This is a genomic window from Tenacibaculum gallaicum (genome assembly GCF_003387615.1).
In the GTDB taxonomy this organism is placed as follows: Bacteria; Bacteroidota; Bacteroidia; order Flavobacteriales; family Flavobacteriaceae; genus Polaribacter; species Polaribacter gallaicus.
Map to the genome: position 1 here is coordinate 196,561 of NZ_QUNS01000004.1, position 24,225 is coordinate 220,785.

The 24,225-nt window shown below is 31.6% G+C and carries 21 protein-coding genes and 2 pseudogenes; 18 read left to right on the forward strand and 5 right to left on the reverse strand.

The features are described from left to right. Nucleotides 1-65 precede the first annotated feature (65 nt). The 4 genes from C7448_RS09705 to C7448_RS09720 all read left to right on the forward strand — a co-directional run bounded on the left by C7448_RS09705 (nt 66) and on the right by C7448_RS09720 (nt 5,919). A complete protein-coding gene (locus tag C7448_RS09705; protein ID WP_047789198.1) occupies nt 66-287 on the forward strand; it encodes a DUF2795 domain-containing protein in 222 nt (73 codons plus the stop codon). Nucleotides 288-414: 127 nt separating this feature from the next. Next, nucleotides 415-3,765: a preprotein translocase subunit SecA gene (secA, locus tag C7448_RS09710; RefSeq protein ID WP_115901177.1), complete on the forward strand. Its 3,351-nt coding sequence runs from the start codon at nt 415-417 to the stop codon at nt 3,763-3,765. A gap of 168 nt (nt 3,766-3,933) precedes the next feature. Continuing rightward, nucleotides 3,934-4,806 (forward strand): UDP-2,3-diacylglucosamine diphosphatase, encoded by an 873-nt coding sequence (locus C7448_RS09715; RefSeq protein ID WP_115901178.1) that lies wholly within the window; start codon nt 3,934-3,936, stop codon nt 4,804-4,806. 96 nt (nt 4,807-4,902) lie between these two features. Continuing rightward, the gene (locus tag C7448_RS09720; protein ID WP_115901179.1) at nt 4,903-5,919 is read left to right on the forward strand and encodes a glycosyltransferase family protein; all 1,017 of its coding nucleotides are present in this window, start codon (nt 4,903-4,905) and stop codon (nt 5,917-5,919) included. Here C7448_RS09720 and C7448_RS09725 read toward each other — a convergent pair. Beyond that, nucleotides 5,906-6,571 (reverse strand): uracil-DNA glycosylase, encoded by a 666-nt coding sequence (locus C7448_RS09725; protein ID WP_115901180.1) that lies wholly within the window; start codon nt 6,569-6,571, stop codon nt 5,906-5,908. The two genes, C7448_RS09720 and C7448_RS09725, sit on opposite strands and share 14 nt — an antisense overlap. A 160-nt stretch (nt 6,572-6,731) precedes the next feature. Here C7448_RS09725 and C7448_RS09730 point away from each other — a divergent pair, with 160 nt between their 5' ends. Then, nucleotides 6,732-8,936: an endonuclease MutS2 gene (locus tag C7448_RS09730; RefSeq protein ID WP_211321908.1), complete on the forward strand. Its 2,205-nt coding sequence runs from the start codon at nt 6,732-6,734 to the stop codon at nt 8,934-8,936. On the opposite strand, the gene C7448_RS09735 is transcribed toward C7448_RS09730, so the two are convergent. Further along, nucleotides 8,937-10,004 carry a tyrosine-type recombinase/integrase gene (locus C7448_RS09735; RefSeq protein WP_115901274.1) on the reverse strand — a complete coding sequence of 356 codons (1,068 nt, stop codon included), beginning with the start codon at nt 10,002-10,004 and terminating at the stop codon, nt 8,937-8,939. A 141-nt stretch (nt 10,005-10,145) separates the two neighbouring features. Here C7448_RS09735 and C7448_RS09740 point away from each other — a divergent pair, with 141 nt between their 5' ends. The 4 genes from C7448_RS09740 (at nt 10,146) to C7448_RS09755 (ending at nt 12,460) form a co-directional block, all read left to right on the forward strand. Continuing rightward, entirely contained in the window at nt 10,146-10,802 is a 657-nt protein-coding gene (locus tag C7448_RS09740) for a hypothetical protein (RefSeq protein ID WP_147300521.1), read from the forward strand. Continuing rightward, nucleotides 10,802-11,308, forward strand: coding sequence for a TIR domain-containing protein (locus tag C7448_RS09745; protein WP_115901182.1), 507 nt, complete (start codon nt 10,802-10,804; stop codon nt 11,306-11,308). The genes C7448_RS09740 and C7448_RS09745 overlap by 1 nt, the downstream gene beginning before the upstream one ends. A gap of 81 nt (nt 11,309-11,389) precedes the next feature. Continuing rightward, nucleotides 11,390-11,884 carry a hypothetical protein gene (locus tag C7448_RS09750; RefSeq protein ID WP_115901183.1) on the forward strand — a complete coding sequence of 165 codons (495 nt, stop codon included), beginning with the start codon at nt 11,390-11,392 and terminating at the stop codon, nt 11,882-11,884. An 87-nt stretch (nt 11,885-11,971) separates the two neighbouring features. Further along, nucleotides 11,972-12,460: a hypothetical protein gene (locus C7448_RS09755; protein ID WP_115901184.1), complete on the forward strand. Its 489-nt coding sequence runs from the start codon at nt 11,972-11,974 to the stop codon at nt 12,458-12,460. A gap of 91 nt (nt 12,461-12,551) precedes the next feature. Here the strand turns inward: C7448_RS09755 and C7448_RS09760 are convergent. Next, nucleotides 12,552-14,079, reverse strand: a pseudogene (locus tag C7448_RS09760) (IS1182 family transposase). Between the two features lie 123 nt (nt 14,080-14,202). Here C7448_RS09760 and C7448_RS09765 point away from each other — a divergent pair. The 7 genes from C7448_RS09765 (at nt 14,203) to C7448_RS09790 (ending at nt 17,715) form a co-directional block, all read left to right on the forward strand. Beyond that, the gene (locus C7448_RS09765; protein ID WP_115901185.1) at nt 14,203-14,727 is read left to right on the forward strand and encodes a hypothetical protein; all 525 of its coding nucleotides are present in this window, start codon (nt 14,203-14,205) and stop codon (nt 14,725-14,727) included. A 105-nt stretch (nt 14,728-14,832) separates the two neighbouring features. Next, nucleotides 14,833-15,009, forward strand: coding sequence for an ester cyclase (locus tag C7448_RS16170; protein WP_170137032.1), 177 nt, complete (start codon nt 14,833-14,835; stop codon nt 15,007-15,009). 269 nt (nt 15,010-15,278) lie between these two features. Further along, entirely contained in the window at nt 15,279-15,524 is a 246-nt protein-coding gene (locus tag C7448_RS16025) for a hypothetical protein (protein ID WP_245939463.1), read from the forward strand. Nucleotides 15,525-15,564: 40 nt separating this feature from the next. After that, nucleotides 15,565-15,687 carry a hypothetical protein gene (locus C7448_RS16175; RefSeq protein WP_394342465.1) on the forward strand — a complete coding sequence of 41 codons (123 nt, stop codon included), beginning with the start codon at nt 15,565-15,567 and terminating at the stop codon, nt 15,685-15,687. Nucleotides 15,688-16,069: 382 nt separating this feature from the next. Continuing rightward, on the forward strand, nt 16,070-16,495 hold the full coding sequence (locus tag C7448_RS09780) for a MoaF-related domain-containing protein (protein WP_115901187.1): 426 nt from the start codon (nt 16,070-16,072) through the stop codon (nt 16,493-16,495). Between the two features lie 220 nt (nt 16,496-16,715). Beyond that, the gene (locus C7448_RS09785) at nt 16,716-17,261 is read left to right on the forward strand and encodes a hypothetical protein (protein ID WP_115901188.1); all 546 of its coding nucleotides are present in this window, start codon (nt 16,716-16,718) and stop codon (nt 17,259-17,261) included. 28 nt (nt 17,262-17,289) lie between these two features. Then, nucleotides 17,290-17,715 carry a hypothetical protein gene (locus C7448_RS09790; protein ID WP_115901189.1) on the forward strand — a complete coding sequence of 142 codons (426 nt, stop codon included), beginning with the start codon at nt 17,290-17,292 and terminating at the stop codon, nt 17,713-17,715. 76 nt (nt 17,716-17,791) lie between these two features. On the opposite strand, the gene hutH is transcribed toward C7448_RS09790, so the two are convergent. Then, nucleotides 17,792-19,297 (reverse strand): histidine ammonia-lyase, encoded by a 1,506-nt coding sequence (hutH, locus tag C7448_RS09795; protein ID WP_115901190.1) that lies wholly within the window; start codon nt 19,295-19,297, stop codon nt 17,792-17,794. Nucleotides 19,298-19,465: 168 nt separating this feature from the next. Between hutH and C7448_RS09800 the strand changes: the two genes are divergently transcribed. Then, complete coding sequence (locus C7448_RS09800) at nt 19,466-20,860, forward strand: TlpA family protein disulfide reductase (RefSeq protein WP_115901191.1); 1,395 nt, start codon at nt 19,466-19,468, stop codon at nt 20,858-20,860. 86 nt (nt 20,861-20,946) lie between these two features. On the opposite strand, the pseudogene C7448_RS09805 reads toward C7448_RS09800, so the two are convergent. Continuing rightward, nucleotides 20,947-21,090 (reverse strand): annotated as a pseudogene (locus C7448_RS09805) (TIGR00266 family protein); the annotation flags it as partial. Between the two features lie 478 nt (nt 21,091-21,568). Here C7448_RS09805 and C7448_RS09810 point away from each other — a divergent pair. Next, entirely contained in the window at nt 21,569-24,163 is a 2,595-nt protein-coding gene (locus tag C7448_RS09810; protein ID WP_115901192.1) for a zinc-dependent metalloprotease, read from the forward strand. Nucleotides 24,164-24,225: the final 62 nt, after the last annotated feature.

Consider the following 24,225-nt stretch of genomic DNA (forward strand, 5'->3'; position numbering starts at 1 on the left):
AAAAAAACTTGACTTTCTACAAAAAAAAATTATTTTTGCGGAAATCTTATTAAACAGATAAAGAAATGTATTGGACACTTGAATTAGCATCTTATTTAGCAGATGCACCCTGGCCTGCAACTAAAGACGAATTAATTGATTACGCTATTCGTACTGGAGCACCATTAGAAGTGGTAGAAAACTTACAAGATATCGAAGATGAAGGTGAGGCGTACGATTCTATTATTGAAATCTGGCCAGATTACCCAACAGAAGAAGATTATCTTTGGAACGAAGATGAATACTAATAAAATACAATCTTAAAAAGTCTCTGTTACAGAGGCTTTTTTTTTGCTTACTTTTAAGCACCCTATAAAACAACTATAAAACGCTAATTAAAAACAACTTAATTAGCTATAAAACAATATTTTACAAATGAGCGTTTTAAATTCGATTATAAAACTATTTGTTGGAGACAAACAACAAAAAGACCTAAAGTCACTACAACCGATCGTTGAAAAGGTACGATCTTTTGAAAATTCATTAAGCAGTTTATCAAATGATGAATTACGGGCAAAAACAATCGAATTTAAATCGAAAATTAATGATGCTACGAAATCTTTTCTTGACAAAATAACTGAACTTGAGGAAGAAGCTAAAAGTGCAGACATCGATCGTCAAGAAGAAATTTATGCAGAAATAGACAAATTGAAAGATGAAGCTTACCAAGCTTCTGAAGCTGTTTTACTAGACATTATGCCAGAAGCTTTTGCTGCGATAAAAGAAACAGCAAAGCGCTTTACCAATAATGAAGAATTAGAAGTAACTGCCACTCCTTTTGATAGAGAATTATCAGCTACAAGAGAACACATTACCTTAGAAAGCGACAAAGCTTTTTGGGCTAATTCATGGGATGCAGCAGGAAAAGAAGTAATTTGGGACATGGTTCATTACGATGTTCAGTTAATCGGTGGATCTGTATTGCATCAAGGTAAAATTGCCGAAATGATGACAGGGGAAGGTAAAACGTTAGTTTCTACACTACCTGTATACCTAAACGCTTTAACAGGTAACGGAGTTCACGTTGTTACTGTAAATGATTACTTAGCAAAACGTGACCGTGCGTGGATGGCTCCTATTTTTGAATTCCACGGATTAAGTACAGACTGTATTGATTTTCACCAACCAAACTCTGAAGCACGTAGAGAAGCTTATAATGCAGACATCACTTATGGAACTAATAACGAATTTGGATTCGATTACTTACGTGATAACATGGCAAACTCTAGGAAAGACTTAGTACAACGTGCGCCAAACTACGCTATTATTGATGAGGTGGATTCTGTTTTAATTGATGATGCTCGTACACCATTAATTATTTCTGGACCAGTACCACAAGGAGATACCCATGAATTTAATGAGTTAAAACCTTTGGTTGCTGATTTAGTTTCACTTCAAAATAAATATTTAGTAGGTGTTTTAGCAGAAGCAAAACGTTTAATTAAAGAAGGTGATACTAAAGAAGGTGGTTTCTTATTATTAAGAGTTTACAGAGGTCTTCCAAAAAATAAAGCCTTAATTAAGTTTTTATCACAAGAAGGAGTTAAACAAATTCTTCAAAAGACTGAAAACTTTTACATGCAAGACAACAATAAGCTAATGCCTGAAGTTGATGCAGAGTTATGGTTTACCATTGAAGAAAAAAATAATCAAATTGACTTAACTGATAAAGGTATTGCACACCTTTCTGATATCACAAAAAATGAAACTTTCTTCGTTTTACCAGATATTAGTGTAAAAGTTGGTCAAATAGACAATAGTGACGCTACTCCTGAAGAAAAAGCAGATCAAAAAGAAGAATTATATCGTGAGTTTAGTATAAAAAGTGAACGTATCCACACAATGAATCAACTTTTAAAAGCGTATTCAGTTTTTGAAAAAGATGTGGAATATGTTGTGATGGATAATAAAGTAATGATTGTAGATGAGCAAACAGGTCGTATTATGGACGGTCGTCGTTACTCTGACGGACTACATCAAGCAATCGAAGCAAAAGAAAATGTAAAGATTGAAGACGCTACACAAACTTTTGCAACCGTTACTTTACAGAACTACTTTAGAATGTACCGTAAGTTATCTGGTATGACGGGTACAGCGATTACTGAAGCAGGTGAATTCTGGGAAATTTACAAACTAGATGTTGTTGAAATCCCAACAAACAAACCAATTCAAAGAGACGACAAACAAGATTTAGTTTATAAAACAACTCGTGAAAAATATAACGCAGTAATTGAAGATGTTGTAAAATTAGTTGGGGAAGGAAGACCAGTATTAGTTGGTACTACTTCTGTTGAAATTTCTGAATTATTAGGAAGAATGTTACAAATTCGTAAAATTCCTCACAATATCTTAAATGCAAAATTACACAAAAGAGAAGCAGATGTAGTTGCAGAAGCTGGTAAACCTGGAATAGTAACAATTGCAACTAACATGGCGGGGCGTGGTACCGATATTAAATTATCTGATGAAGTAAAAGCTGCAGGTGGTTTAGCTATTATTGGTACAGAACGTCATGATTCACGTCGTGTAGACCGTCAGTTACGTGGTCGTGCAGGACGTCAAGGAGATGTAGGTTCTTCTCAATTCTATGTAGCTTTAGACGATAACTTAATGCGTTTATTTGGTTCAGATAGAATTGCAAAAATGATGGATAGAATGGGATTAAAAGAAGGTGAAGTAATTCAGCATTCTATGATTTCAAAATCTATTGAAAGAGCGCAAAAGAAAGTAGAAGAAAACAACTTTGGTATTCGTAAGCGTTTATTAGAGTATGATGATATTATGAACGCACAACGTGAGTTTGTATACAAACGTCGTCGTCATGCCTTAGACGGAAAACGTTTACAAATTGACATTGCAAATATGATTTATGATACTTGTGATTCAATTGTAAGACAAAATAAAGAAGCTAAAGATTTCCAAAACTTTGAGTTCGAATTAATTCGTTTCTCTGCTATGACTTCTCCTTTTTCTGAAGAAGAATTCAATAAAGAGTCAGACCAAGAATTAATTGACAAATTATACAAAATAGTAACTGAACATTACAAAAACGATGCAGAAAGAAATGCTGAAAATGCGTTCCCTGTAATTAAAAATGTTTTTGAAAATGAAGGTGATCGTTACGAACGTATTGTGGTTCCTTTTACCGATGGTACTAAAAACTTACAAGTAGTTACCAATTTAAAAGAAGCTTACGAAAGTGAAGGAAAATCATTAATAAACGACTTTGAAAAAAACATCACCTTAGCAATTATTGATGAAAACTGGAAGGATCACTTACGTAAAATGGACGAGTTAAAGCAAACTGTTCAAAATGCTACATACGAACAAAAAGATCCTTTATTAGTTTATAAGTTTGAAGCTTTTGAGTTATTCCAAGAAACGATTGATAAAGTAAACAAAGAGGTTTTATCTTTCTTATTCAAAGGAAAACTACCAAGTCAAGAAGCTTCACAAGTATCAGAAGCTCGTGAAGAACAACGTGAGCAATTAGATTTACGTAAAGATGAAGTTCAAAACTCAACTCAACAAGCTATTAGTAATGCTCGTAACCAACAAACTCAAGAACAACAAGTAGTAGAAACTGTTGTGCGTGAGCAGCCAAAAATTGGTCGTAACGAAAAAGTTACTATCAAAAATGTAATGTCTGGTGAAGAGAAAGAAGTTAAGTACAAACAAGCTATTCCTTTATTAGAAAAGGGAGAATGGGTATTGTACAACAAATAATATTAAAACAAATTATATATAAAAAGCTCGGTAAAAACCGAGCTTTTTACTTTTTCATAACCTTTACAACACTTTTTAGTAAAGATTTTATTACTAACACTTTATAATTACTTCACTTTTTAAAAACATTCGAAAAGTAACTTTGATAAACATCGAAGTACACTTAGAATGAAAAAACACAAAAGACGTAAATTAGATATTGCTGTAATATCAGATGTACACTTAGGCACTTTCGGTTGTAGAGCCACTGAGCTCAACAATTACCTAAAAACCATTAATCCTAAGATTTTAATTTTAAATGGTGATATTATTGACATTTGGCAATTTAACAAACGGTATTTTCCTAAGCCTCACATGAAAGTCATCAAGCAACTGATGAATTTTATTACCTCTGGAACAAAAGTGTATTACATCACAGGAAATCATGATGAAATGTTACGAAGATTTAAAGGGTTTCGTTTAGGAAGCTTTGAAATCGTAAACAAAGTGGTGTTAGATATCGATGGTAAAAAAGGGTGGTTTTTTCACGGAGATGTTTTTGACGTAACCATGCAACATTCCAAATGGCTTGCTAAGTTAGGCGGCATGGGGTATGATTTTTTAATCCTAATTAATACCATTGTAAACTGGATAAGTCATAAAATGGGGTATGGCAGACTATCATTTTCTAAAAAAATTAAAAATAGTGTAAAAAGTGCTATTAAATTTATTAACAATTTTGAAACCACTGCTGCCGACATTGCTATCGATGAAGGATACGATTATGTGGTATGCGGACATATTCATCAACCAGAAATAAGAATTATCAAAACTGAAAAAGGAAGTACTACTTACTTAAATTCTGGCGATTGGATTGAGAATTTAACTGCATTAGAATATAAAAACAACAATTGGTCTTTATACGAATATGAAAAAGATGAGATCGCTAAAAATATTCATTTAGACTACCCTGTAAAAGATTTAGAACTCATCAGTTCTGAACACAATAACAGTGAACTTTTTTCAGAATTACTTAAAGAGTTTAACATTAAAACCCAATAATCATGAAGCCGTAATAGGCATTAAGTTAAAGAATGGTCAGCACCTATTTAAATAGGTGATTTTCTGAAAACAATCAATTATAAAAAAGTTAAAAAGATGAAAATATTATATGCCTTTCAAGGAACAGGAAACGGACATGCTAGTAGAGCCTTAGAAATTATTCCACATTTACAGAGGCGTGGTGATGTTGATATATTGGTTAGTGGATCACAATACGAAATAAGCCTCCCTTTTGATATTAAATATAAATTACATGGATTGGGCTTCGTTTTTGGTAAAAAAGGTGGAATTGATCTAATAAACACCTTAAAAGACTTAAACCTAAAGAAAGTTTACAAAGAGGTTAAAATACTTCCTGTAAAAGAATACGATTTAGTTATCAACGATTTTGAACCAATATCAGCATGGGCATGCTTATTTAGAAACGTACCTATTATTTCATTAAGCAACCAAAATGCTTTATTAAATGAGAAAAACTCTGCCTTTAAAAAGTTTAGGTTAGAACGCTTAATTATTAAATACTACGCTCCTGCAAAAAACAAATTCGGATTTCATTTTAAAACTCATTCTTCTTCTACCTTTTTACCCATAATCCGTAAAGAAATTCGTTATAGAAATATTACAAACAAAGGGCATTATACCGTGTATTTACCCTCTTATAGTGATGAAAAAATAATCAAAGTACTTTCAAGCATAAAAGACATAAAGTGGCAAGTCTTTTCTAAAAAAACAAAAGAACATCAATTCTTCCATAATATTACTATCCTACCAATTAACGACGATGTTTTTATCCGTAGCATGGCTTCAGCCAAAGGAGTAGTTTGTGGTGCTGGTTTTGCAACACCTACTGAAGCCTTGTATTTACGTAAAAAATTATTGGTTATTCCTATGAAAAATCAATATGAACAGCAGTGCAATGCTGTCACATTAAAAGAAATGGGAGTTACAGTCGTGAAAAAATTGAGTAAAAAACAGCTTCCTAAAATTGAAAAGTGGATTAACACTAACAAAATTATTGAAGTTCACTACCCTGACGTTACTGAAGATATGTTAGATGCAATTATTTTACCGTATTACAACAAAACTATTTTACCCGAAATTACCATTGAATAGTTTCTGAACCAATACTTTGTAAAAAATCGTTGGTTTTAGAAAAATGTTTGTTCTCAAACCAATACCCTCTATTAGCACTTAATGGTGATGGATGCCCTGAAGTTAAAATATGATGTTTATTTTTATCAATAAGCTTTGCTTTTTTCTTAGCAAAACCACCCCAAAGCAAGAATACTACATCTTCTTTTTCTTCGGATATTTTCTGAATCACAGCATCGGTAAACTGTTCCCACCCTTGTTTTTGATGACTCCCGGCCTCTCCTGCTCTAACCGTTAAAGTAGCATTTAACAATAACACTCCTTGTTTTGCCCAACGAGACAAATCGCCACTTTTAGGGTATGGAATGTTTACATCTTTTTCTATTTCTTTAAAAATATTAATAAGTGACGGTGGGTGTGTAACACCATCATGTACCGAAAAGCACAATCCGTTTGCCTGCCCTACTCCATGGTATGGATCTTGCCCTAAAATCACCACTTTTAAATCATTCAACGCACAGAAATCAAACGCTGCGAAAATATCTGACCCTTTTGGGTAACACGTATGTTTTGAGTATTCATTTTTAACAAAACCGGTAAGATTTTCAAAATACGGTTTCTCAAATTCTGATTGTAAAATATTTTTCCAGCTATCATTAATTTTTACTTGCATTGTTTGTTATTTTTGTGATTCTCAAAAAAATCTGTCAGTTCGAGTGGTTTTCTGACAAAGGAATAAAAATGTATCGAGAACTCTTTACATCTCGATACAAATTTGTTTGTTCCTCACAAATTAACTCGATGTGACAATTAAAAACAAAAATAGAAATTTGATAGTGAGTATTACAGAAAAAACACTTCAAGATTTAGAATTCACAACGGTTTTAGAACAAGTTGCAATGCATTGTATTTCTAGTTTAGGAAAAGAAAAAACAATGCAAATTCAGCCTATTTCAAACAAAAAAAAGTTATTTTTTGAACTGAATATGGTTAATGAATATTTGGCTTCATTTGAAAATGAAAACAGAATTCCGAATCATTATTTTGAAGATATTTCTGAAGAAATTAAACGACTTGCTATTGAAAATAGTTTTTTAGAAACAGATGGTTTCTTAAAAGTTGCTTCAGTTTCAGAAACTGTAAATGAACAAAAGAAGTTTTTAAAAAAATTTCAAACCTACTACCCTACACTGTTTGCACTAAGTGATGAAGTTGAGCTTACTACCGTTATTGTAGATAGTATTAAGAAAGTTATTACTCCATTCGGTGAAGTTGCCGACAATGCGTCTCCTACTTTAAAACAAATACGAAAGGAAATTGGCTCAGTAAGAGGCAAAATTTCAGAAAGTTTTTCACGTGCCTTAAGTAAAAATATAGCTAGTGGATATTTAGATGATATTAAAGAGACAGTGATTGATAACCAGCGTGTATTAGCGGTTTTGGCTATGCACCGACGTAAAATAAAAGGGAGCCTATTAGGTTCATCAAAATCAGGAAACATTGTTTATATCGCTCCACAAGCAACACTTTCTTATAGTAGAGAGTTACAAAACTTGGTGTATGAAGAAAAACAAGAAGTAGTACGTATATTAAGAGCTTTAGCCGGTGAAATAAGACCTTTAACCCCTCTATTAACTGAATACGTTTCGTTTTTAACGCATTTGGATATGGTTGGTGCAAAAGCAAAATATGCTAAGACGATTAACGGATTACTCCCAAAAATTACCAAAGAGAAAAAAGTGTTTTTCAAAAATGCTTTCCATCCTATTTTATGGCAAAAGAACAAGGCTAAGAATATTGACACCATACCGCAAACCATTCAGCTAGATGAACAACAACAAATTATTGTTATTTCAGGACCGAATGCGGGAGGAAAAAGCATCACTTTAAAAACTATTGGTTTACTACAGGCTATGTTACAAAGCGGCTTGTTAATCCCAGTACATGAACGTAGTGAAACTACACTTTTTAGTACTATTTTAACAGATATTGGCGACAATCAATCTATTGAAAATCAACTAAGCACGTACAGCTATCGCCTGAAAAACATGCGCTTTTTTCTTAGAAAATGCAACGAAAACACCTTGTTTTTAATTGATGAATTTGGTACAGGATCAGATCCTGAGTTAGGTGGTGCTTTAGCTGAAATTTTCTTAGAAGAGTTTTATGAGAAAAAAGCCTTCGGAATTATTACTACGCACTATGCTAACCTAAAAGTATTGGCAGATGAATTAGATAATGTTACCAATGCTAACATGCAATTCGATGAACGCACTTTAGAACCGTTGTATAAGTTGTATGTTGGACAAGCAGGAAGCTCTTTCACCTTTGAGGTAGCACAGAAAAACGGAATTCCATATAGTTTAATCAACCGTGCTAAAAAACGTGTAGAAACTGAAAAAATTCGTTTAGATAAAACGATTTCCAAACTTCAAAAAGAGAGAAATCGCCTGCAAAAAACATCTGAGAGTTTAAACAAACAAAAATCAAAAGGGCAAGAACATATTGAAAACTTACAAGAAAAAGAGCTTAAAATACGTGAAAAGCTAGAAGGTTTTCAAGAATTATATGATAACAATCAACGTATGCTTTCGTTGGGTAGAAAGATTAATGAGTTATTGAACAAGTACTTTCAAACCAACAATAAAAAAGAATTGTCAACTAACTTTTTTAAATGGGTAACCGCTGAAAAAACAAAACATTTAAAAAAGAATCCGCCACAGCAGAAAACCAAAATAGAAAAAAAACAAGAAAAAGCAGCAACACAGAAGCAACAAGAAGCAATTAAAAAAGTAGAAAAAGAAGTGTTGCAAAAAGTTGTGAAGGTTCGGGAAGAAAAAGAAAAAGAAGCCGAAAAAATTGCCAAAGAAAAAGCTGCTTATGTTTTTAAAGTTGGCGATCGCGTTCGTTTAGTTGATGGAAATGCCGTGGGTACTATTGATAAAGTAGAAAAGAAAAAAGCGTTTATTAATTACGGGATGTTCACCACTGAAGCAAAAATTGAACAGTTAGAATTGGTGGAACGCGCAAAAAAATAGCTATAAGCTATCTAAAGGGCTACTTATATTTTTAATAGATGCTTTAGATACATGTGTGTAGGTTTGCGTTGTTTTGATACTATGATGACCCAAAAGCTTCTGAATAAAACGTAAATCTGCACCACTTTCTAATAAATGTGTTGCATAACTATGACGTAGCCCATGAATACCTATTTGTTTATTTATACCTGCTTTTTTCATCGCTCTTTTAAATACTTTTTGTACGCTTGTAGTACTATACTGCCCACCATACTGACCTTCAAATAACCAACTTTTTGGTTTATACGATTTGTAGTATGTCCGCAAAAGTGTGAGAACAGATTCTGGTAGGTTTACATAACGATCTTTTTTACCTTTTCCTTCTAGTATAAGTACCTGCATACGTTTGCTATCTATATGTGTTATTTTCAATCCTACTACTTCACTTACTCGCAAACCCATTCCGTAACACAATTGTAGCATTAGTAAGTGCTTTGGATTTTCTACCGCTTTGAACGTTTTTCTAATATCTGTTTTACTCAGCATTTTAGGCAAAGTCTGTGGTTTTTTAGGACGAGGAATATCAAAAAACATACGTTCTTGATGTAATACTTGTTCAAAGTAAAATTTTATAGCATTGATTTTTCCATTAATTTTCCGTTCTTTCATTTTTTCTACTTTTACGCAATACAAAAAGTAGTCTTTGAGGCGTTTAGGTGTAAGGTTATTAACTGAATAACTTTTTAAAATCTTTAGGAGATGTATAAATTCAGAAACATAAATTTTGATCGTATTTTGGCTATATGCTTTGAGCTCTAATTGAGCTATAAAATTAGAAAGCGCTTGTTCGTTAACTGCATGAATTTTAGATTTTTGTTGAATAAAGATAGATTTTAAAGGTATGTTTAGAGCCTTTCGCACAACAGGCAAATCTGGGAGATGCCAAGCGCGTTTCGTTTTACTCCATTTAGCAGACGGAAATCTTTTTCTCAACGCATTTTTCTTTTCAATCGTATACTGAAAAGATATAAAGATTCTGTTTTCTCCATTATGTTGGTTGGGTGTAAATGTATATTGAGAAAAATCCATGTCTGTAATTTGTATATTAATTCGTTTGTCGAATTTAAGTAATTTGATTTTTATATACAAATTACAGACAGCAAAAAACAAAACATAAACCATTGATTAAGAACCAAATAAACAACACGCAATATTTAAAATAAAACAATTTTGTTTGATAAAGAAATGTCCATATATTTGGGTGTTGGCTGTAATTATAAAAAAATGGAGAGAGGAATAATATATACAATTTTTGATTGGATTATAGAGAACTTAAAGTATCTAAATCTTGTTGAATATTTTAAAAAAATAGCAGAAAAAATATATCCAAGAAATACTAGAACTGCTTCTAGGGCTGCTGTTGATTTATTTATAATACTTAAATGGATAGTGATTAGTCTTTTTTGGTTTTTTAATATAAAAAACTCTTTTGCAAACACAATTGTTTGGTATTTAATCTTTTGCAACTTATACACTTATTTCTATCATCACTCTTGGTCAAAAAAATTAGCGAGAAATGAATTTGACCTTGACCGAATAAAAAGAAGGTTTTTGAATTTATTGTTATCAATTGCGTTCAACGTGACCTGTTTTGGTTATTTATTTGCTCAACCTTTTTCCTCTAACTTTAAATGGCAAAATGGTTATTCAACATTATCTGATTCACTTCTCTTTAGTTTATCAAATTCAATAACTTCAAGTTATGAACCTGTAACTATTATTAGTAGTGTCGGACACAGAATTTCTTTAATAGAGACAATAATATCATTTGTTTTCTTAACAATAATTTTAGCAAATTCAATTCCTCAAATAAAAGAAGTAGATTAATGGCATACAGAAACAAAACTTATGTTTGCTTTGATGCAGATGGAGATATAGAATATTATAGAGCAATGCAGCAATGGAAAGCTGCTGACCATATCGATTTTAACTTTTATGATGCTCACGATTTAAATAACTTACGAGATGACAGTAGTGAAGAAACCATTAAACGAAGACTTCGTGAAAGATTTAATGACACTAAGCTTTTAATAGTTTTAGTTGGGAGCCAAACTAGATTTCATTATAAATATGTTCGTTGGGAAATTGAAGTGGCCTTAAAATTAGAAATCCCGATAATAGCAGTAAATATTTTAGATAATCAAACTCGTGTTTGGGACAAATATCCACCTATTTTAAGAGATGAATTAGTACTAAATGTACAATTTAATCAAATTCTAATTCGACATTCAATAGACAATTGGATTGATGAACATAAAAGACTTGTTTCTCAAGACGAGAAGAACAATAGAGTTTGGAAAGAACATATCTACAGAAACTTAGGATTGATATAAAAACTACAGCCAACAAGGTGTATAGTGCATACCCTTCGGGATACACACCATACACAGAACGTTAGGTGTAATTTAAACAAAATGAATAACATTGAAAGACAAGAAGCTGCATTACAATTAATAGTTCATACTCTAAAAGACAGAAGTGGACGAATGGATTTTTATCGCCTTGAAAGGGAACTTCATCGTTCTGGGCATACTTATTTTGAGCCTGCTTTTTTAGCAGATAGATTACAACAACTAGAATTAGCAGAATATACACCTTTACAGAGTATTAAGTTAACGCAAAAAGGATGGGATTTTACAACTTTCTATGATTTGAGAATGGAAAGCAACAAAGAAAACGAAACTCAATATCTAACAACAGAAAATTTAAAACTTCAAAACGAAAATCTAAAACATCAGAATTCGGTTGTTGAAAAACAATCGGAAATTGACAATTTGACTATTGAAAATCTCAAATTACAGAATACTCAATTAAAGAGATATATTATTTATTCGGTTATCGCATTTGTAGCAGGAGCCATTTTGACAAATTTAAAGCCTATTTGGAATTTAATAAAATCCCTAATTTAGTTCTAAAAATCAATTTTCTTCAGTAACATATCACTAAGACTACAGACTAACTAATTGGTAAACACCTAATTAATTCACACATAAAGTATGGGAGAAAATAAAGAAACTAATGAAATCCTTCAGCAAATACTGAAGTTAATGGCTAAAAACGAAGTAAGAATTGATACCAAGGAACGAATGTCGGAAGGTGATGGTTTAATTAAAAAAGCAGAAAAAGAAGGAGAAGATGCAGCCAACAAACTTCAAACAATCTTCGATCGTATACATGATAAATTATTCACCATTAATAGTATTTTGATAGCACTTTATATTGGTTTTGCTAAATTCCCAGCGGATAACCCACTATTTAGCTTATGGTATGTTCTTTTACCTATAGGGAGTATTTTTTATCTAGTATATATTGAAATCTCTCAAATGAGTATCTTCAGGCATGCCTCACAAAGAATGAATTGGAATTTTTCTACAGATGTTGAAAAATATGGACGAATGATAAATAGACAGAATCTAAAGTCTTTGCTTGCGTGGATTATTACAATTCTATTAGTTATCTTTCTTGCTATAAAAGTTCTAATTTAGAATTTAAACCAACTACACCTAACAATGGTAACCGTTGCACAAGCTATTAATTTCACCAAAACAAGATATAAATAAGCCCTTTTGAGGGCTTTTATTTTACAATGTAATTTAGTTTCAGGTTAAAGATATGAGGCTTAAAAAGAAGTAAAATACGGTGTATGGTTACTTTTAAAGAAAAACAAACCTCTTGCTTGTTTACTGCTCCACTTTTAGTACGTTTTTCAATGAACTTCAGATACTTTTTAAGATTGTAAGCTATGGCCGAGAGCTGCATACATTTGTTGGCCTGGTTAATTCCTATAGTATTTACTTTTCTTAGTCCCATAAACTGGGTTAGGGTACCAAACACCGGTTCTACAGTACTTTGTCGTTTGGCTTTCATATAACGACCCTGCGGACTGTTCACCCGGGCTATATTACGTTGGTACTCTCCTCGGTAATACGTTACCGTAAATTTCTTTTCCTGTGCTGTCCTGCCTAAACATTGCCTACGTATAGGGCAATCGATACAGACTTTTTTAGATGCACGGTATTCTTTCTTCTTTGTATTGTTCTTTTTCTCGTAAAACACTTTTTTAAAAGGAATCACCTTTCCTTGTGGACAGATATAATGATCTTCGGATTCATTATAGGTAAATCCATTTGGACTCCCTTTATAGGTACCATGGGGTGGGATAAAACTCTTGATTTGTTTCTTCTCTAAAAAGGCATAGTTCTCGCCGCTGCTATACCCCGTATCGGCTACACAGTTTTCCCATACCAAGCCTGAGTTCCATAATCGCCGCTGTACCCTTTTTACAATATCAGGGAGTTGTTGGTTGTCCTTGCCATCGGCATGGTAGGCTTTAATATCCGTTATAACATGATTGGAGGTATCTACAGTAAGTTGGGAGAGGTAATTGAGTTTCCTAGCCTTTCCCGGTTTCACACTGATACGGGCATCGGGATCGGTAGGACTGTAATGGGTTTTATTGCTGGTATATCTGGCTCCTTTATTGCCTGCCCCGGGACGCCCGTCCTGTTCTTTTGCCCATTTGATATTCCTGCTGGCAATATCTTGTAACTCCTTTTTACTGGCCGATAGGGTTTGTTGTTCCTTCCCTGCCTTGTTCTCTTTCGCCTGACGTAACGATTTGTCCTTGTCTCTTTTGCTAATATGACGAACCTTACGAAGGTGTGACTCCAACTCTTCCTCAGGCACTTTGAGCTCCAAACTGTCCATCGAGGCATTGGCTTTTACAGGGGCACTGTCGATAGCCTGGGTATGGCCGCTGACCATCCCCGAAGACACACATAATTCAAATACCTTAGTAAAAACTTCTTCAAATACTGCTTCAGGAAACAATTGACGCGTACGACTCATCGTAGAGTGCCAGGGAAGTTCTTCATCGATATCGTAACCTAAAAAGAATAAAATATCCAACCAGACACAGTTTAATAAACACTACCGGATCGATACTCTTTTGTCCGCTACTGCCATAGTAGCCTTTGGTTAACTGGTATAGATAATCTAAATCCAATACCTTTTTTAACCGGCGGTAGAAATTTTCTTTGGGAACGCGTTCACTTAACTGAAACTGATTGAATAGCTTTTCCTGATATTGTTTTTTGCCTTGCATCCTTCAATTTAAGAATCTTATGAAAGGAAAATATCAACATAATGTCAATTTTTTGCTAACTTGTGCAACAGGCACAATGGCTATAAGTAATTGCTTACTTTTAGCTTACTTACGAAAAACTGAATGAAAAAAATTATTTTATTACTCATGATTTTTATATTATCTAATTGTGGATCAGTCAAAAAAAATAAAACTGAAGTTGAAACACAAAATTGGATAAATAGTCAAAACTTTGTTGTTGTTAGACCTAATAATTGGAGACCAATAAAACATCATGGTTATGTTGGTTATACTCCCATTAAAAAAGGAGATAATTTCTTCAATAATTTGGTTTCTATTTTTCAATATCAGCTAAAAGAAAAACCTTCGTCATTAAAGGAGTTTTCTTTAAGTCAAATAAAAGAAACCAATAAAACCCTTAATATTACATCTCAAGAAGCCTTATTAGTTGAAAACAGTCAACTCGGAGATGTTTACACTCTTGAAACCGAATCAAAGTGGAACGGAAAAAACTATAAAAGATATACTATCTATTTTGAACATAATGAAGAATATTATAATTACAATTATTCTTCTCTTAAAAGTATTTATGACACTAATTTTAAAGAAGCTATGGCTATACTTCTGAGTATTGAGTTTAAAGAATAAAGTACTAAGTACAACAAAGAACTGAGGTAAAAAACAAGTAAATTTTACAAAATCTTATACCAAAAGCAACTAGATAAAGTAAATCTGTTTATCGATAAGGATTATTTGAAAGAGTTCAATACTACCAACAAACAGCTATTGAGTGCCTTTCCCGATATAGAATTCACGATAAATGAAATATTCGGAGACGTTAACAACGTTATAACCTTATATAATTGGAGTGGAACACATAAGAATATCTATAGTAATATTTTACCCACTGATAAAAAAAATAATAGTTGAGAGAGTCAGTATTTATGAATTAAAAATCGCAAAATCGTTAACAGTAAGGCATATCCTGATAAATTATCTTTTTTCCAACAATTAAGTGTAATCCCAGAAAAATTAATAAATCAAAATTCACAAAAAAGAAGTTATTTTTATTGATGAATTTGAAATTCCAAAGAAATTCTACCTTGCTTTCAAAGAAAAATTAGATTACAATAGAGCTTTTATTAAAAAAACCGAAGGGTTTGTAAAAGATAATAACAAGCAATACTATTTTACTTCCAATGATGAATGGTGCAGATATTTATGATAGAATTCAACAAATAATTCCGAATAATATCATTTTACCTTCTTGTGTATATGTGGCATCTCATATAAAACAAAAAGATATTGTTAAACATAAAGAAAAGGTAGGGAAATTAATTTTCGGAAAAGATCCGAAAAACAATTCCGAGAAAATCGATTGGGTTATTGACTTGATGGAAAACAGTAAAACAGACTTTGATTTTAAAGATAACGTTTTAGGTTGACATTTGGACGAAATTTATTTTTATAGTAAGTTTTGGGCTTATAACTGCAAAATATAACTCATCAATAGGAATGGTTTGTGTTGATAAATCCCAAAAAGAAGATCCAACTAATATTATGAACGAAATCAAAAAAATTGCTGATAAGAAAGGAATAGAGTTGTAGGATAACATTATTGAAAAAACTTTTGAGAAAGCCTCTATATTTTCTCATAAAACTCCAACATCTCTTCAACTTCATATTCACTCAAGAAAAGTCAATAACGAGTTGGAATTGTTTGCAGGAGCTCTAATAAAGTATGGACAAAACTTGAGTATAAAAAACACCGCATACAGTAAAATTTTGTAAAGAAATAAGAGCTACACACAATATTGTATCCTATAAAAAGTGCTAGTTCAAGCCTACTTACCCCCTTTTTAATCTTCTATTAGGTTTGTATTTGCTAAATTAGTTACTTAAAAGCATCATTAACCTTACACAGACCATTTGCTACAGTCAAAAACCATATAAATAATATTTAAAATACATAAGTAATAAAAAATAAAGTATGAAAAAAGTAATCTTCATTATTATGATTTTAACAACAATCATATCCTGTAAAAATCAAAATGAATCTAAAGACGAATTAACAGAAATGGAAAAAGGTAGACCTAAAGAAACTGTTTCCTTATCAGGAAAATCATTTGAATATAATTATGGTGATTATGTTTATGAAGTTAATTTTAAATCAGAAACCACATTACATTGGAAATGTGTAAAAGGAAATGAAAAAGGAAGAGAAGCTGATGAAACTTACTCTAAACAAAAACTAAATAACTATACCTTATTTATTTCATGGGTTGAAGAAGATGGATTAGGGGTTAGTCAAGTTATTAACTTAAAAAATAATACTGTTAATACTTTTTTAAAAATAGGCAAAGAAATAATCCCAATTGCAGGGACTATTCATGAATTACAAAAATTAGATGAATAAAAACCAACAGGTATCTAATATAAAACCTAGTTTAACTGTAAGATTCGAATTCATTTATGAAATACGTCAAATTTTAAACCTGGTTTTTAATAATGGTACGTTAAAATAACGTATTACTTTTAGTTAATCTAAAAAAACCTGTACACCTACATCTTTACACATAAAAAACTATAAACAAACACATTAACATCAATCCTAACATAAAAGAAGGGCAAAAAATATGACACCAAACATTAAAAAACTTTTCTCTGAGTTAGAAAAATATGAAAAAGAGGGAACAGATTCTATGGATTGGGTTGAGTATGCCCATCAAGCTATCGATAAAGATATTATTAAGAATCTCGATGAAAAAGATTGGATTTATTTAAAAAACAATTACAAAAATAAATCAGATAATATGAAATCTCTTATTTCGGGACATATTCATCTAAGTAATGTAAATCTTGGTGATATTGAGCTACAAATACTAACAGAAATGGTAATATATGAGCAACTTGATGTTACTTATGAAGCTCTTAGGAAAATTATTTTTAGCTTTATAACTTCAGGAAGAGATTATAGTACAAACCAAAATTTTATCAAGAAAGAACTTAAAGGGGTTTTCTTATCTAAAGAGTCTACCTCTCTGATTAATTTTTTTTTTACTACAAATTTTATTAATAAAACTTTATCTATTGCAAAAGAGTGTGGAGAAGTTCAAAAAAATGAAATTCTAACATTTCTTAAAATATTAAAAACAACGGGAACAGCCGAACCCCAAAAATAGAAAGTAGGCAAACTAAAAATTCAATATTATGAAAAAATTATTTTTATGCTTAAGCTTAGTATTCTTAATTTCTTGTGGAGCTAAAACTGACTTTGAAATTAAAAATGCAGATGGAGAAACTGGAATTATCGTACAAACAAACGGAAGTATTATTATTAATAATGAAGTGAATGGTAATATTTCAAAAGATGGAACTGTGACAGATAAAAACGGAACTGTAATCGCAACAATAGGAGAAGGTAACATACTTCAAGATTCAGAAGGTAAAACTCTAATTAAAATTGACGAAAACGGGAAAATGGACAATGGTTCAGAAACTTTTATCGAATGGTCTGAAAATGGTGAATTAATGAGAGGAAATGAAAGTACAGGAATGAAAATATCACCTGTTAAAAATGACGCGTATAGAAATGCTTCAATTGTATTCTTCTTATATTCTAGTTTTGGAAGTTAACCATCAATAACAAACAAAAAGCTCAAATTGTAAAATTTTACAGTTTGAGCTTTTTTATACTATTTTTTATAATTGCTTAAAACAATTCCTCAACTTCAATAGTTAAGCTATTAATAAAGCTTTCTGCTTTTTTAATGTCGTTATGCAATACTCTGTCATCATTTACTATAGGTACATCTTGTCTAAACATACTTACAAAAGAAGTTAAAAATTCAGAAGTGTTATTTTTTCTAAAAGAAAGTCCTTGAGAAGCATTCATCAATTCAATAGCTAATACAGAACATACATTATCTATTACCTTTTTAGCTTTAACAGCCCCGTTAGCTCCCATACTTACGTGGTCTTCTTGTCCGTTACTTGACACGATAGAATCTACACTAGATGGTGTACAAAGTTGCTTGTTTGCACTTACAATACTAGCTGCTGTATACTGTGGAATCATAAATCCGCTATTTAATCCTGGATTGGACACCAAAAAGTCAGGTAATCCTCTTAAACCAGAAACTAACTGGTAGGTTCTTCTTTCCGAAATATTTCCTAATTCAGCAATTGCAATCGCTAAATAATCTAAAGCTAAAGCTAATGGTTGTCCGTGAAAGTTTCCTCCTGAAACAATAATATCTTCATCAACAAATACATTTGGGTTATCCGTTACCGAATTGATTTCTGTAATGAATGTTTTCTTTACAAACTCCAATGTGTCTTTTGTCGCTCCGTGAACCTGAGGCATACATCTAAAAGAGTAAGGGTCTTGTACGTGTTCTTTTGGTTGTTGAATTAACTCACTACCTTCTAATACCTCCTTAATACGTTTTGCTGTAGCTAACTGTCCGTTATGTGGACGCACCAAATGAATTAGCTCGTTAAAAGGCTCAATTCTTCCGTCAAAAGCTTCTAAAGAAACAGCACCAATAACATCTGCTAAGTACGAAAGTTTATACGCTTTTAATAAATTATGAACACCATAAGCACTCATAAATTGAGTTCCGTTTAACAGTGCTAAACCTTCTTTAGATTGTAAGTTTATTTTCTCCCATCCAAATTTTTCTAATAAACTTTCTCCAGAAACTCGTTCACCAGAAACATACACTTCTCCTAAACCAATTAATGGTAATGAAAGATGTGCTAACGGTGCTAAATCACCAGATGCCCCCAACGAACCTTGTGTATATACAACTGGAAAAATATCGTTATTGTAAAACTCTATTAAACGCTCAACTGTAGCCAACTGTACTCCAGAATGACCATAGCTTAACGATTGTATTTTTAGCAACAACATTAACTTTACAATTTCTTGTGGCACTTCATCACCTGTTCCACAAGCATGGCTCATTACTAAGTTTTCTTGAAGTTGTTGCAAATTATCTCCACTAATCTTAACATTACACAATGAACCAAACCCTGTATTGATTCCATAAATTGGATCACTATGAGTTTTCATTTTTTCGTCAAGATAGGCGCGGCATTTTAATATCTTTTCAGTTGATTCTTCTGATAAAGAAAGTTTTTTATCTAGTAGTAAAATACCATGAATATCTTCTAAACCTACTGGTTGTGAATTTATTATATGTGTAGTATCCATTTTAATATTTTTAAGGTGTACAAAGAACCAAAAAAAAGATAAAACTCCAAGGTGATTTTTTGTAAAAAATAAAGCTTAGTTTAAATAAAATGTTAATTTCTTTGATAAAAAAGTTAAAAAAAGTAACTTCGGCGCCTTAAACACCATATTTTCACTAAACATTAAACAATGAAAAAACTAGTACTTTTAGTCCTCTTAGGAGTTACCATAATTTCATGTAAAAAGGAAGAGAAGCCTGTTAAAGACTACTTAGTTTTAACTGGAAAGATTGACAACTTTAAAAAAAGAAATGTTACTTTAAATGGCTTTCAGTTTGAAAAGAAAATAAAGTTTGATAAAAAAACTGGTTCTTTTATCGATACCCTTAAAATTAATAGAAATGGGTATTACACGTTAGTTTATAATACTAAACCTATTAAAACTATCAATTTATATTTAACAAAAACTGATGATACAGGTATTGTCTTTGATTACGATAACCCTGACTTTATTAATTTTGAAGGTACTAACAAAAGAATAAATAGTTACCTTCATGAAAAACAAAAAACTTGGCCTGAAATACTTGTTAGTGCTAATCAATATTTTGCTTTAGAAGAAGAAGAGTTTTTAGCAAAAACTAATGAATATAAAGATGCTGTAACCGAAGCTTCTATCTCTAAACAATTACCTGCTGATTTCTTAAAAAAAGAAGTAAAAAACATTGACTATGAATGTTTAAGAAACTTATATAATTATCAAGATTATCACAGAACGTTAACAGGAAATAAAGATTTCACTGTTTCTGAAAATTTTCCTGACCCACTAGAAAACTTTAACTATAGTGGTGGCGACTATTCTACTTCATACTTCTATAGAGCAATGTTAGAAACTGAGTTAAACAACATAGCTAAAGAAAAAAACAAAGAAGGTGAAGATTTATACTTGACTTATTTAGAAACAGTTCAAACTGAAGTTACCGATACAATTGCAAAAAATGATTTATTATATAATAGTGCTGAAAGCAGTATAACATATACCAGTGACTTAAAAGAGTTTTACAGAAAATTTATGGCATATTCTACAAATGAAACACATAAAAAAGAAATTACTAAAGACTACGATCTTTTAAAAACTACTGCTAAAGGGCAACCTGCACCTAAATTTACAAACTATGTAAACTATAATGGCGGAACAACTTCTTTTGATGATTTATTAGGACATGGGAAGTACTTATATATTGATGTTTGGGCTACTTGGTGTGCGTATTGTAAAAGAGAAATTCCTTTGTTAAAGCGATTAGAGCAAGAATACCATGGTAAAAACATTGAGTTTGTAAGTATTAATGTTGACGCGAAGGGTAATGACGAAAAATGGAAAGAAACCATTCAAGACAGAGAAATGACTGGTATACAGTTAATGGCAGGTGATAGTCACTTAAAATTAGAGTGGGCACAAAACTTCTTAATTAAAGGATTACCAAGATTTATTTTAATAGATCCTGAAGGTAATATTGTAAGTCCTAATGCTCCTGCTCCATCACAAGGAGAGCGTTTAATCAATATGTTTGAAGAGTTAGGTATTTAAAACTTAAAAACTAACACAAACTAAAAAAAGCAGCTAAAATTTAATTTAGCTGCTTTTTATATTCAGTACTACTTTATAGGTTATAATTAAAAACGATTATCTCCATCTAAGATATCTCCTAAACCACCTAAAACACTTCCTTCTCCTCTATCACCTTTGCCTGTTTGAGGCGCCATTGCTAACACTCTACCTGCTAATCGGCTAAATGGTAATGATTGAATATATACAGTTTCATAACGAACCTCACTGCAAAGCACATTTAACACCTCGTGTTTGTAAAAAATCTCCCTTGCTATAATATGGTAATCCCCCTAACTATTTTAGTTGGACTGTAAGTCCGAACATTCTGAAGTAAAAATAAACGTATTTCTTACCTCTTCCTATCCCCAAAAGTGAATCTCATTCATATCATCTTCAATAGTTAAAACAAGCTTCCTTTAAAATATTATCTCTTTAGGTCTTAAATCAAACCTCTATATTTAATCAAACAAACTAAACGGGTATAGAAGTATTGAAATATTATAGCTTCTATGATGATGAATATAATATATGGACATGCACCCAATGATTACTTTTTTTGTATGAGATAAGCCTCAGAATATTTAACCTATTAAGAATAAACTGTTAAGTTTTATAATATAATTAACAATAATAGACAATAATATAAAGTAAATTGGTTACCTTATTTATCAACTCAAACAAATTATTATGTTTACAAAACAACTAAAGTTAGTTTGTTTACTTTTTTTAACCATTTCAATAATCGGCATTCAAGACATAAATGCTCAAAAAAGGAAAAAGAAAAAGAACAAAGCTAAAACAGAAATTTCTTCTAAATCAAAAAAAAAGGAACCCAAAAAAACAATTAAAAGCTTAACAAAAAGTAGTAAAAAACTAGACGGTTTATTTACTATTTTCCAAGACTCAGTTACCGGTAATGTTAAGTTACTATTGAAAAAAGAACAATTAAACAAAGATTTTATTTATTTCTCACAAATTGCTGATGGTGTTACAGAGGCTGGTGCTTTTAGAGGCGCTTATAAAGGTTCTAGCATTTTCAATATAAAAAAACACTTTAATAAAATTGAGTTTGTTGCTCCTAATACTTCATTTTATTTCGATAAAAATAATGCTATTTCTAAATCAGCCAAAGCAAATATTAGCGATGCTATTATAGCAAGTACTAAAATTTTAGCCTCTGATGAAAAAAAAGGAGAATATCTTATAGATGCTAATACCTTATTTATTTCTGAAGCTTTTACTCGAATTAAAGCTCCAAACTTTCCTAAAAGTTCACCTTTTGCATTTAAGCTAGGTAGATTTGATAAGAAAAAGTCAAAAATAAATACCATAAAAAACTATCCAGAAAACACCAACATTAAAACTGAATATGTATACAACAATCCTTCGGTTTTAAACCAAGGGTCAAGAGCTATTAAAGATGGTAGGTATATTTCTATAAAGGTTTTTCATACGTTTATGAACGTTCCTGAGAACAACTATCAAACCAGAATAGATGACCCAAGAGTAGGTTATTTTTTAACAAACACTAACGATATGACCTCTACACAAACTGTGAACTATAGAGATTTTATACATCGTTGGAAGCTTATTAAGAAAAACCCTGAATTAGCCATTTCAGAACCTGTAAAACCAATTACTTGGTGGATTGAAAACTCAACACCTAAAGAGTTTATTGAAACTATAAAAGAAGGTGTTTTAGCTTGGAACGAAGCTTTTGAAAAAGCTGGATTTAAAAATACTATGGTTGTAAAAGTTCAACCAGATAATGCTACATGGGATGCTGGTGATGTTCGTTACAACGTACTACGTTGGACCTCTTCTCCTAATCCTCCTTTTGGTGGTTACGGACCTAGTTTTGTGAACCCTAAAACAGGAGAAATTTTAGGGGCAGATATTATGCTTGAATATGTTCACTTTACCAATCGTGTGAAATACAATAAAATATTTGGTGATATATCAAAAGCTTCTTCAGAAGAAGAGGCACGTGCTATTTTTACCAATAAAAACAACCTTATGTACTGTTCAGCAGGTCATTTAATGCACGAAAACACCATGTTTGGTAAAACAGTTTTAGCAGTTACAGGTGCTTCTGATTTAGAAATGGAAGGTATGAAAAGAGAAGCTATGAAATCATTAATCATGCACGAAGTAGGTCATACACTAGGTTTAAACCATAATATGAAAGCAAGTCAATTGTTTACTCCAGAACAACTAGCTGACCCTGATTTTATAAAAGGAAAATGCTTAACTGGTTCTGTAATGGATTATGCTGCTATTAATTTAACTCTTGATAGAAGTAAACAAGGGCAATATTATGATACTGCTGTAGGGCCTTATGATATTTGGGCTATTCAATACGGTTATACTCCTTTTAAAAACAGAGCTGAAATGGACGCTTTATTAGCACAATCAACAAAACCGGAATTAATTTTTGGTAACGATGCTGATGATATGCGTTCTCCTGGTAAGGCAATAGACCCTCGTGTTATGACAGGCGATTTATCAAACGATCAAATCAAATATTCAATTAACCGCATTAAACTGGCTAATAATATGATGAAAAACATTAAACAACGTTTTTCAAAAAATGGAGAAACCTATGAAGAACTTAGAAATGCTTATTATATCTTAAACGGACAAGCTGCTAGAGCCGGCGATGTTATTTCTAGATTTATAGGTGGTGTTTATGTGGATAGAGCTGTATCTGGTCAAGAAAGTGCTAACCAACCTTATACCCCAGTAAGTTTAACAGATCAAAAAAGAGCTATGGATGCTTTAAAAACATATGTTTTTGCTCCAGATGCCTTTAAAGCTCCTAAGGACTTATATAACTATTTAGCAAGACAAAGACGTGGATTTAACTTTTTCTCTGGATCAGAAGATCCTAAAATCCATGCTGAGGTTTTAAGTTATCAAAAAAGAGTTTTAAATCATATTTTACACAGAAATACTTTACAAAGAATTTCTGATTCAGAATTATATGGAAATCAATATAAATTAGCTAGTTTTATGACAGACCTTAATAATGCAATCTTTAAGGCTGATATAAACACCAATGTAAACTCTTTCCGTCAAAATTTACAAACTGAATACACCAAAATGCTACTAAAAATGATTAGTAGTAAAAGTAAATATACTAATGCCTCTAAATCTATGGCTTTGTATAATTTAAACAAAGTTAAATCACAGGTAAGTAATGGTGTTGGAAATATTGCTACTAGAGCTCACAAAAATCAATTAAAACTATTAATTAATAACTCACTTAAAGACTTTAAGTAGTTACATTATAGTTATAGCAAAACAAGCCTCATCATTTTCTTATGATGAGGCTTGTTTTTTTG

What these genes read in the sequence shown, in the direction of transcription:
- C7448_RS09750 (WP_115901183.1), top strand. Translation starts at nt 11,390, where the DNA reads ATGAATAACATTGAAAGACAAGAAGCTGCATTACAATTAATAGTTCAT.
- C7448_RS09780 (WP_115901187.1), top strand. Translation starts at nt 16,070, where the DNA reads ATGAAAAAAGTAATCTTCATTATTATGATTTTAACAACAATCATATCC.
- C7448_RS09810 (WP_115901192.1), top strand. Translation starts at nt 21,569, where the DNA reads ATGTTTACAAAACAACTAAAGTTAGTTTGTTTACTTTTTTTAACCATT.
- C7448_RS09735 (WP_115901274.1), bottom strand. Translation starts at nt 10,004, where the DNA reads ATGGATTTTTCTCAATATACATTTACACCCAACCAACATAATGGAGAA.
- C7448_RS09705 (WP_047789198.1), top strand. Translation starts at nt 66, where the DNA reads ATGTATTGGACACTTGAATTAGCATCTTATTTAGCAGATGCACCCTGG.
- secA (WP_115901177.1), top strand. Translation starts at nt 415, where the DNA reads ATGAGCGTTTTAAATTCGATTATAAAACTATTTGTTGGAGACAAACAA.
- C7448_RS09790 (WP_115901189.1), top strand. Translation starts at nt 17,290, where the DNA reads ATGAAAAAATTATTTTTATGCTTAAGCTTAGTATTCTTAATTTCTTGT.
- C7448_RS09720 (WP_115901179.1), top strand. Translation starts at nt 4,903, where the DNA reads ATGAAAATATTATATGCCTTTCAAGGAACAGGAAACGGACATGCTAGT.
- C7448_RS16025 (WP_245939463.1), top strand. Translation starts at nt 15,279, where the DNA reads ATGATGAATGGTGCAGATATTTATGATAGAATTCAACAAATAATTCCG.
- C7448_RS09800 (WP_115901191.1), top strand. Translation starts at nt 19,466, where the DNA reads ATGAAAAAACTAGTACTTTTAGTCCTCTTAGGAGTTACCATAATTTCA.
- C7448_RS09755 (WP_115901184.1), top strand. Translation starts at nt 11,972, where the DNA reads ATGGGAGAAAATAAAGAAACTAATGAAATCCTTCAGCAAATACTGAAG.
- C7448_RS09715 (WP_115901178.1), top strand. Translation starts at nt 3,934, where the DNA reads ATGAAAAAACACAAAAGACGTAAATTAGATATTGCTGTAATATCAGAT.
- C7448_RS09765 (WP_115901185.1), top strand. Translation starts at nt 14,203, where the DNA reads ATGAAAAAAATTATTTTATTACTCATGATTTTTATATTATCTAATTGT.
- C7448_RS09785 (WP_115901188.1), top strand. Translation starts at nt 16,716, where the DNA reads ATGACACCAAACATTAAAAAACTTTTCTCTGAGTTAGAAAAATATGAA.
- hutH (WP_115901190.1), bottom strand. Translation starts at nt 19,297, where the DNA reads ATGGATACTACACATATAATAAATTCACAACCAGTAGGTTTAGAAGAT.
- C7448_RS09745 (WP_115901182.1), top strand. Translation starts at nt 10,802, where the DNA reads ATGGCATACAGAAACAAAACTTATGTTTGCTTTGATGCAGATGGAGAT.
- C7448_RS09725 (WP_115901180.1), bottom strand. Translation starts at nt 6,571, where the DNA reads ATGCAAGTAAAAATTAATGATAGCTGGAAAAATATTTTACAATCAGAA.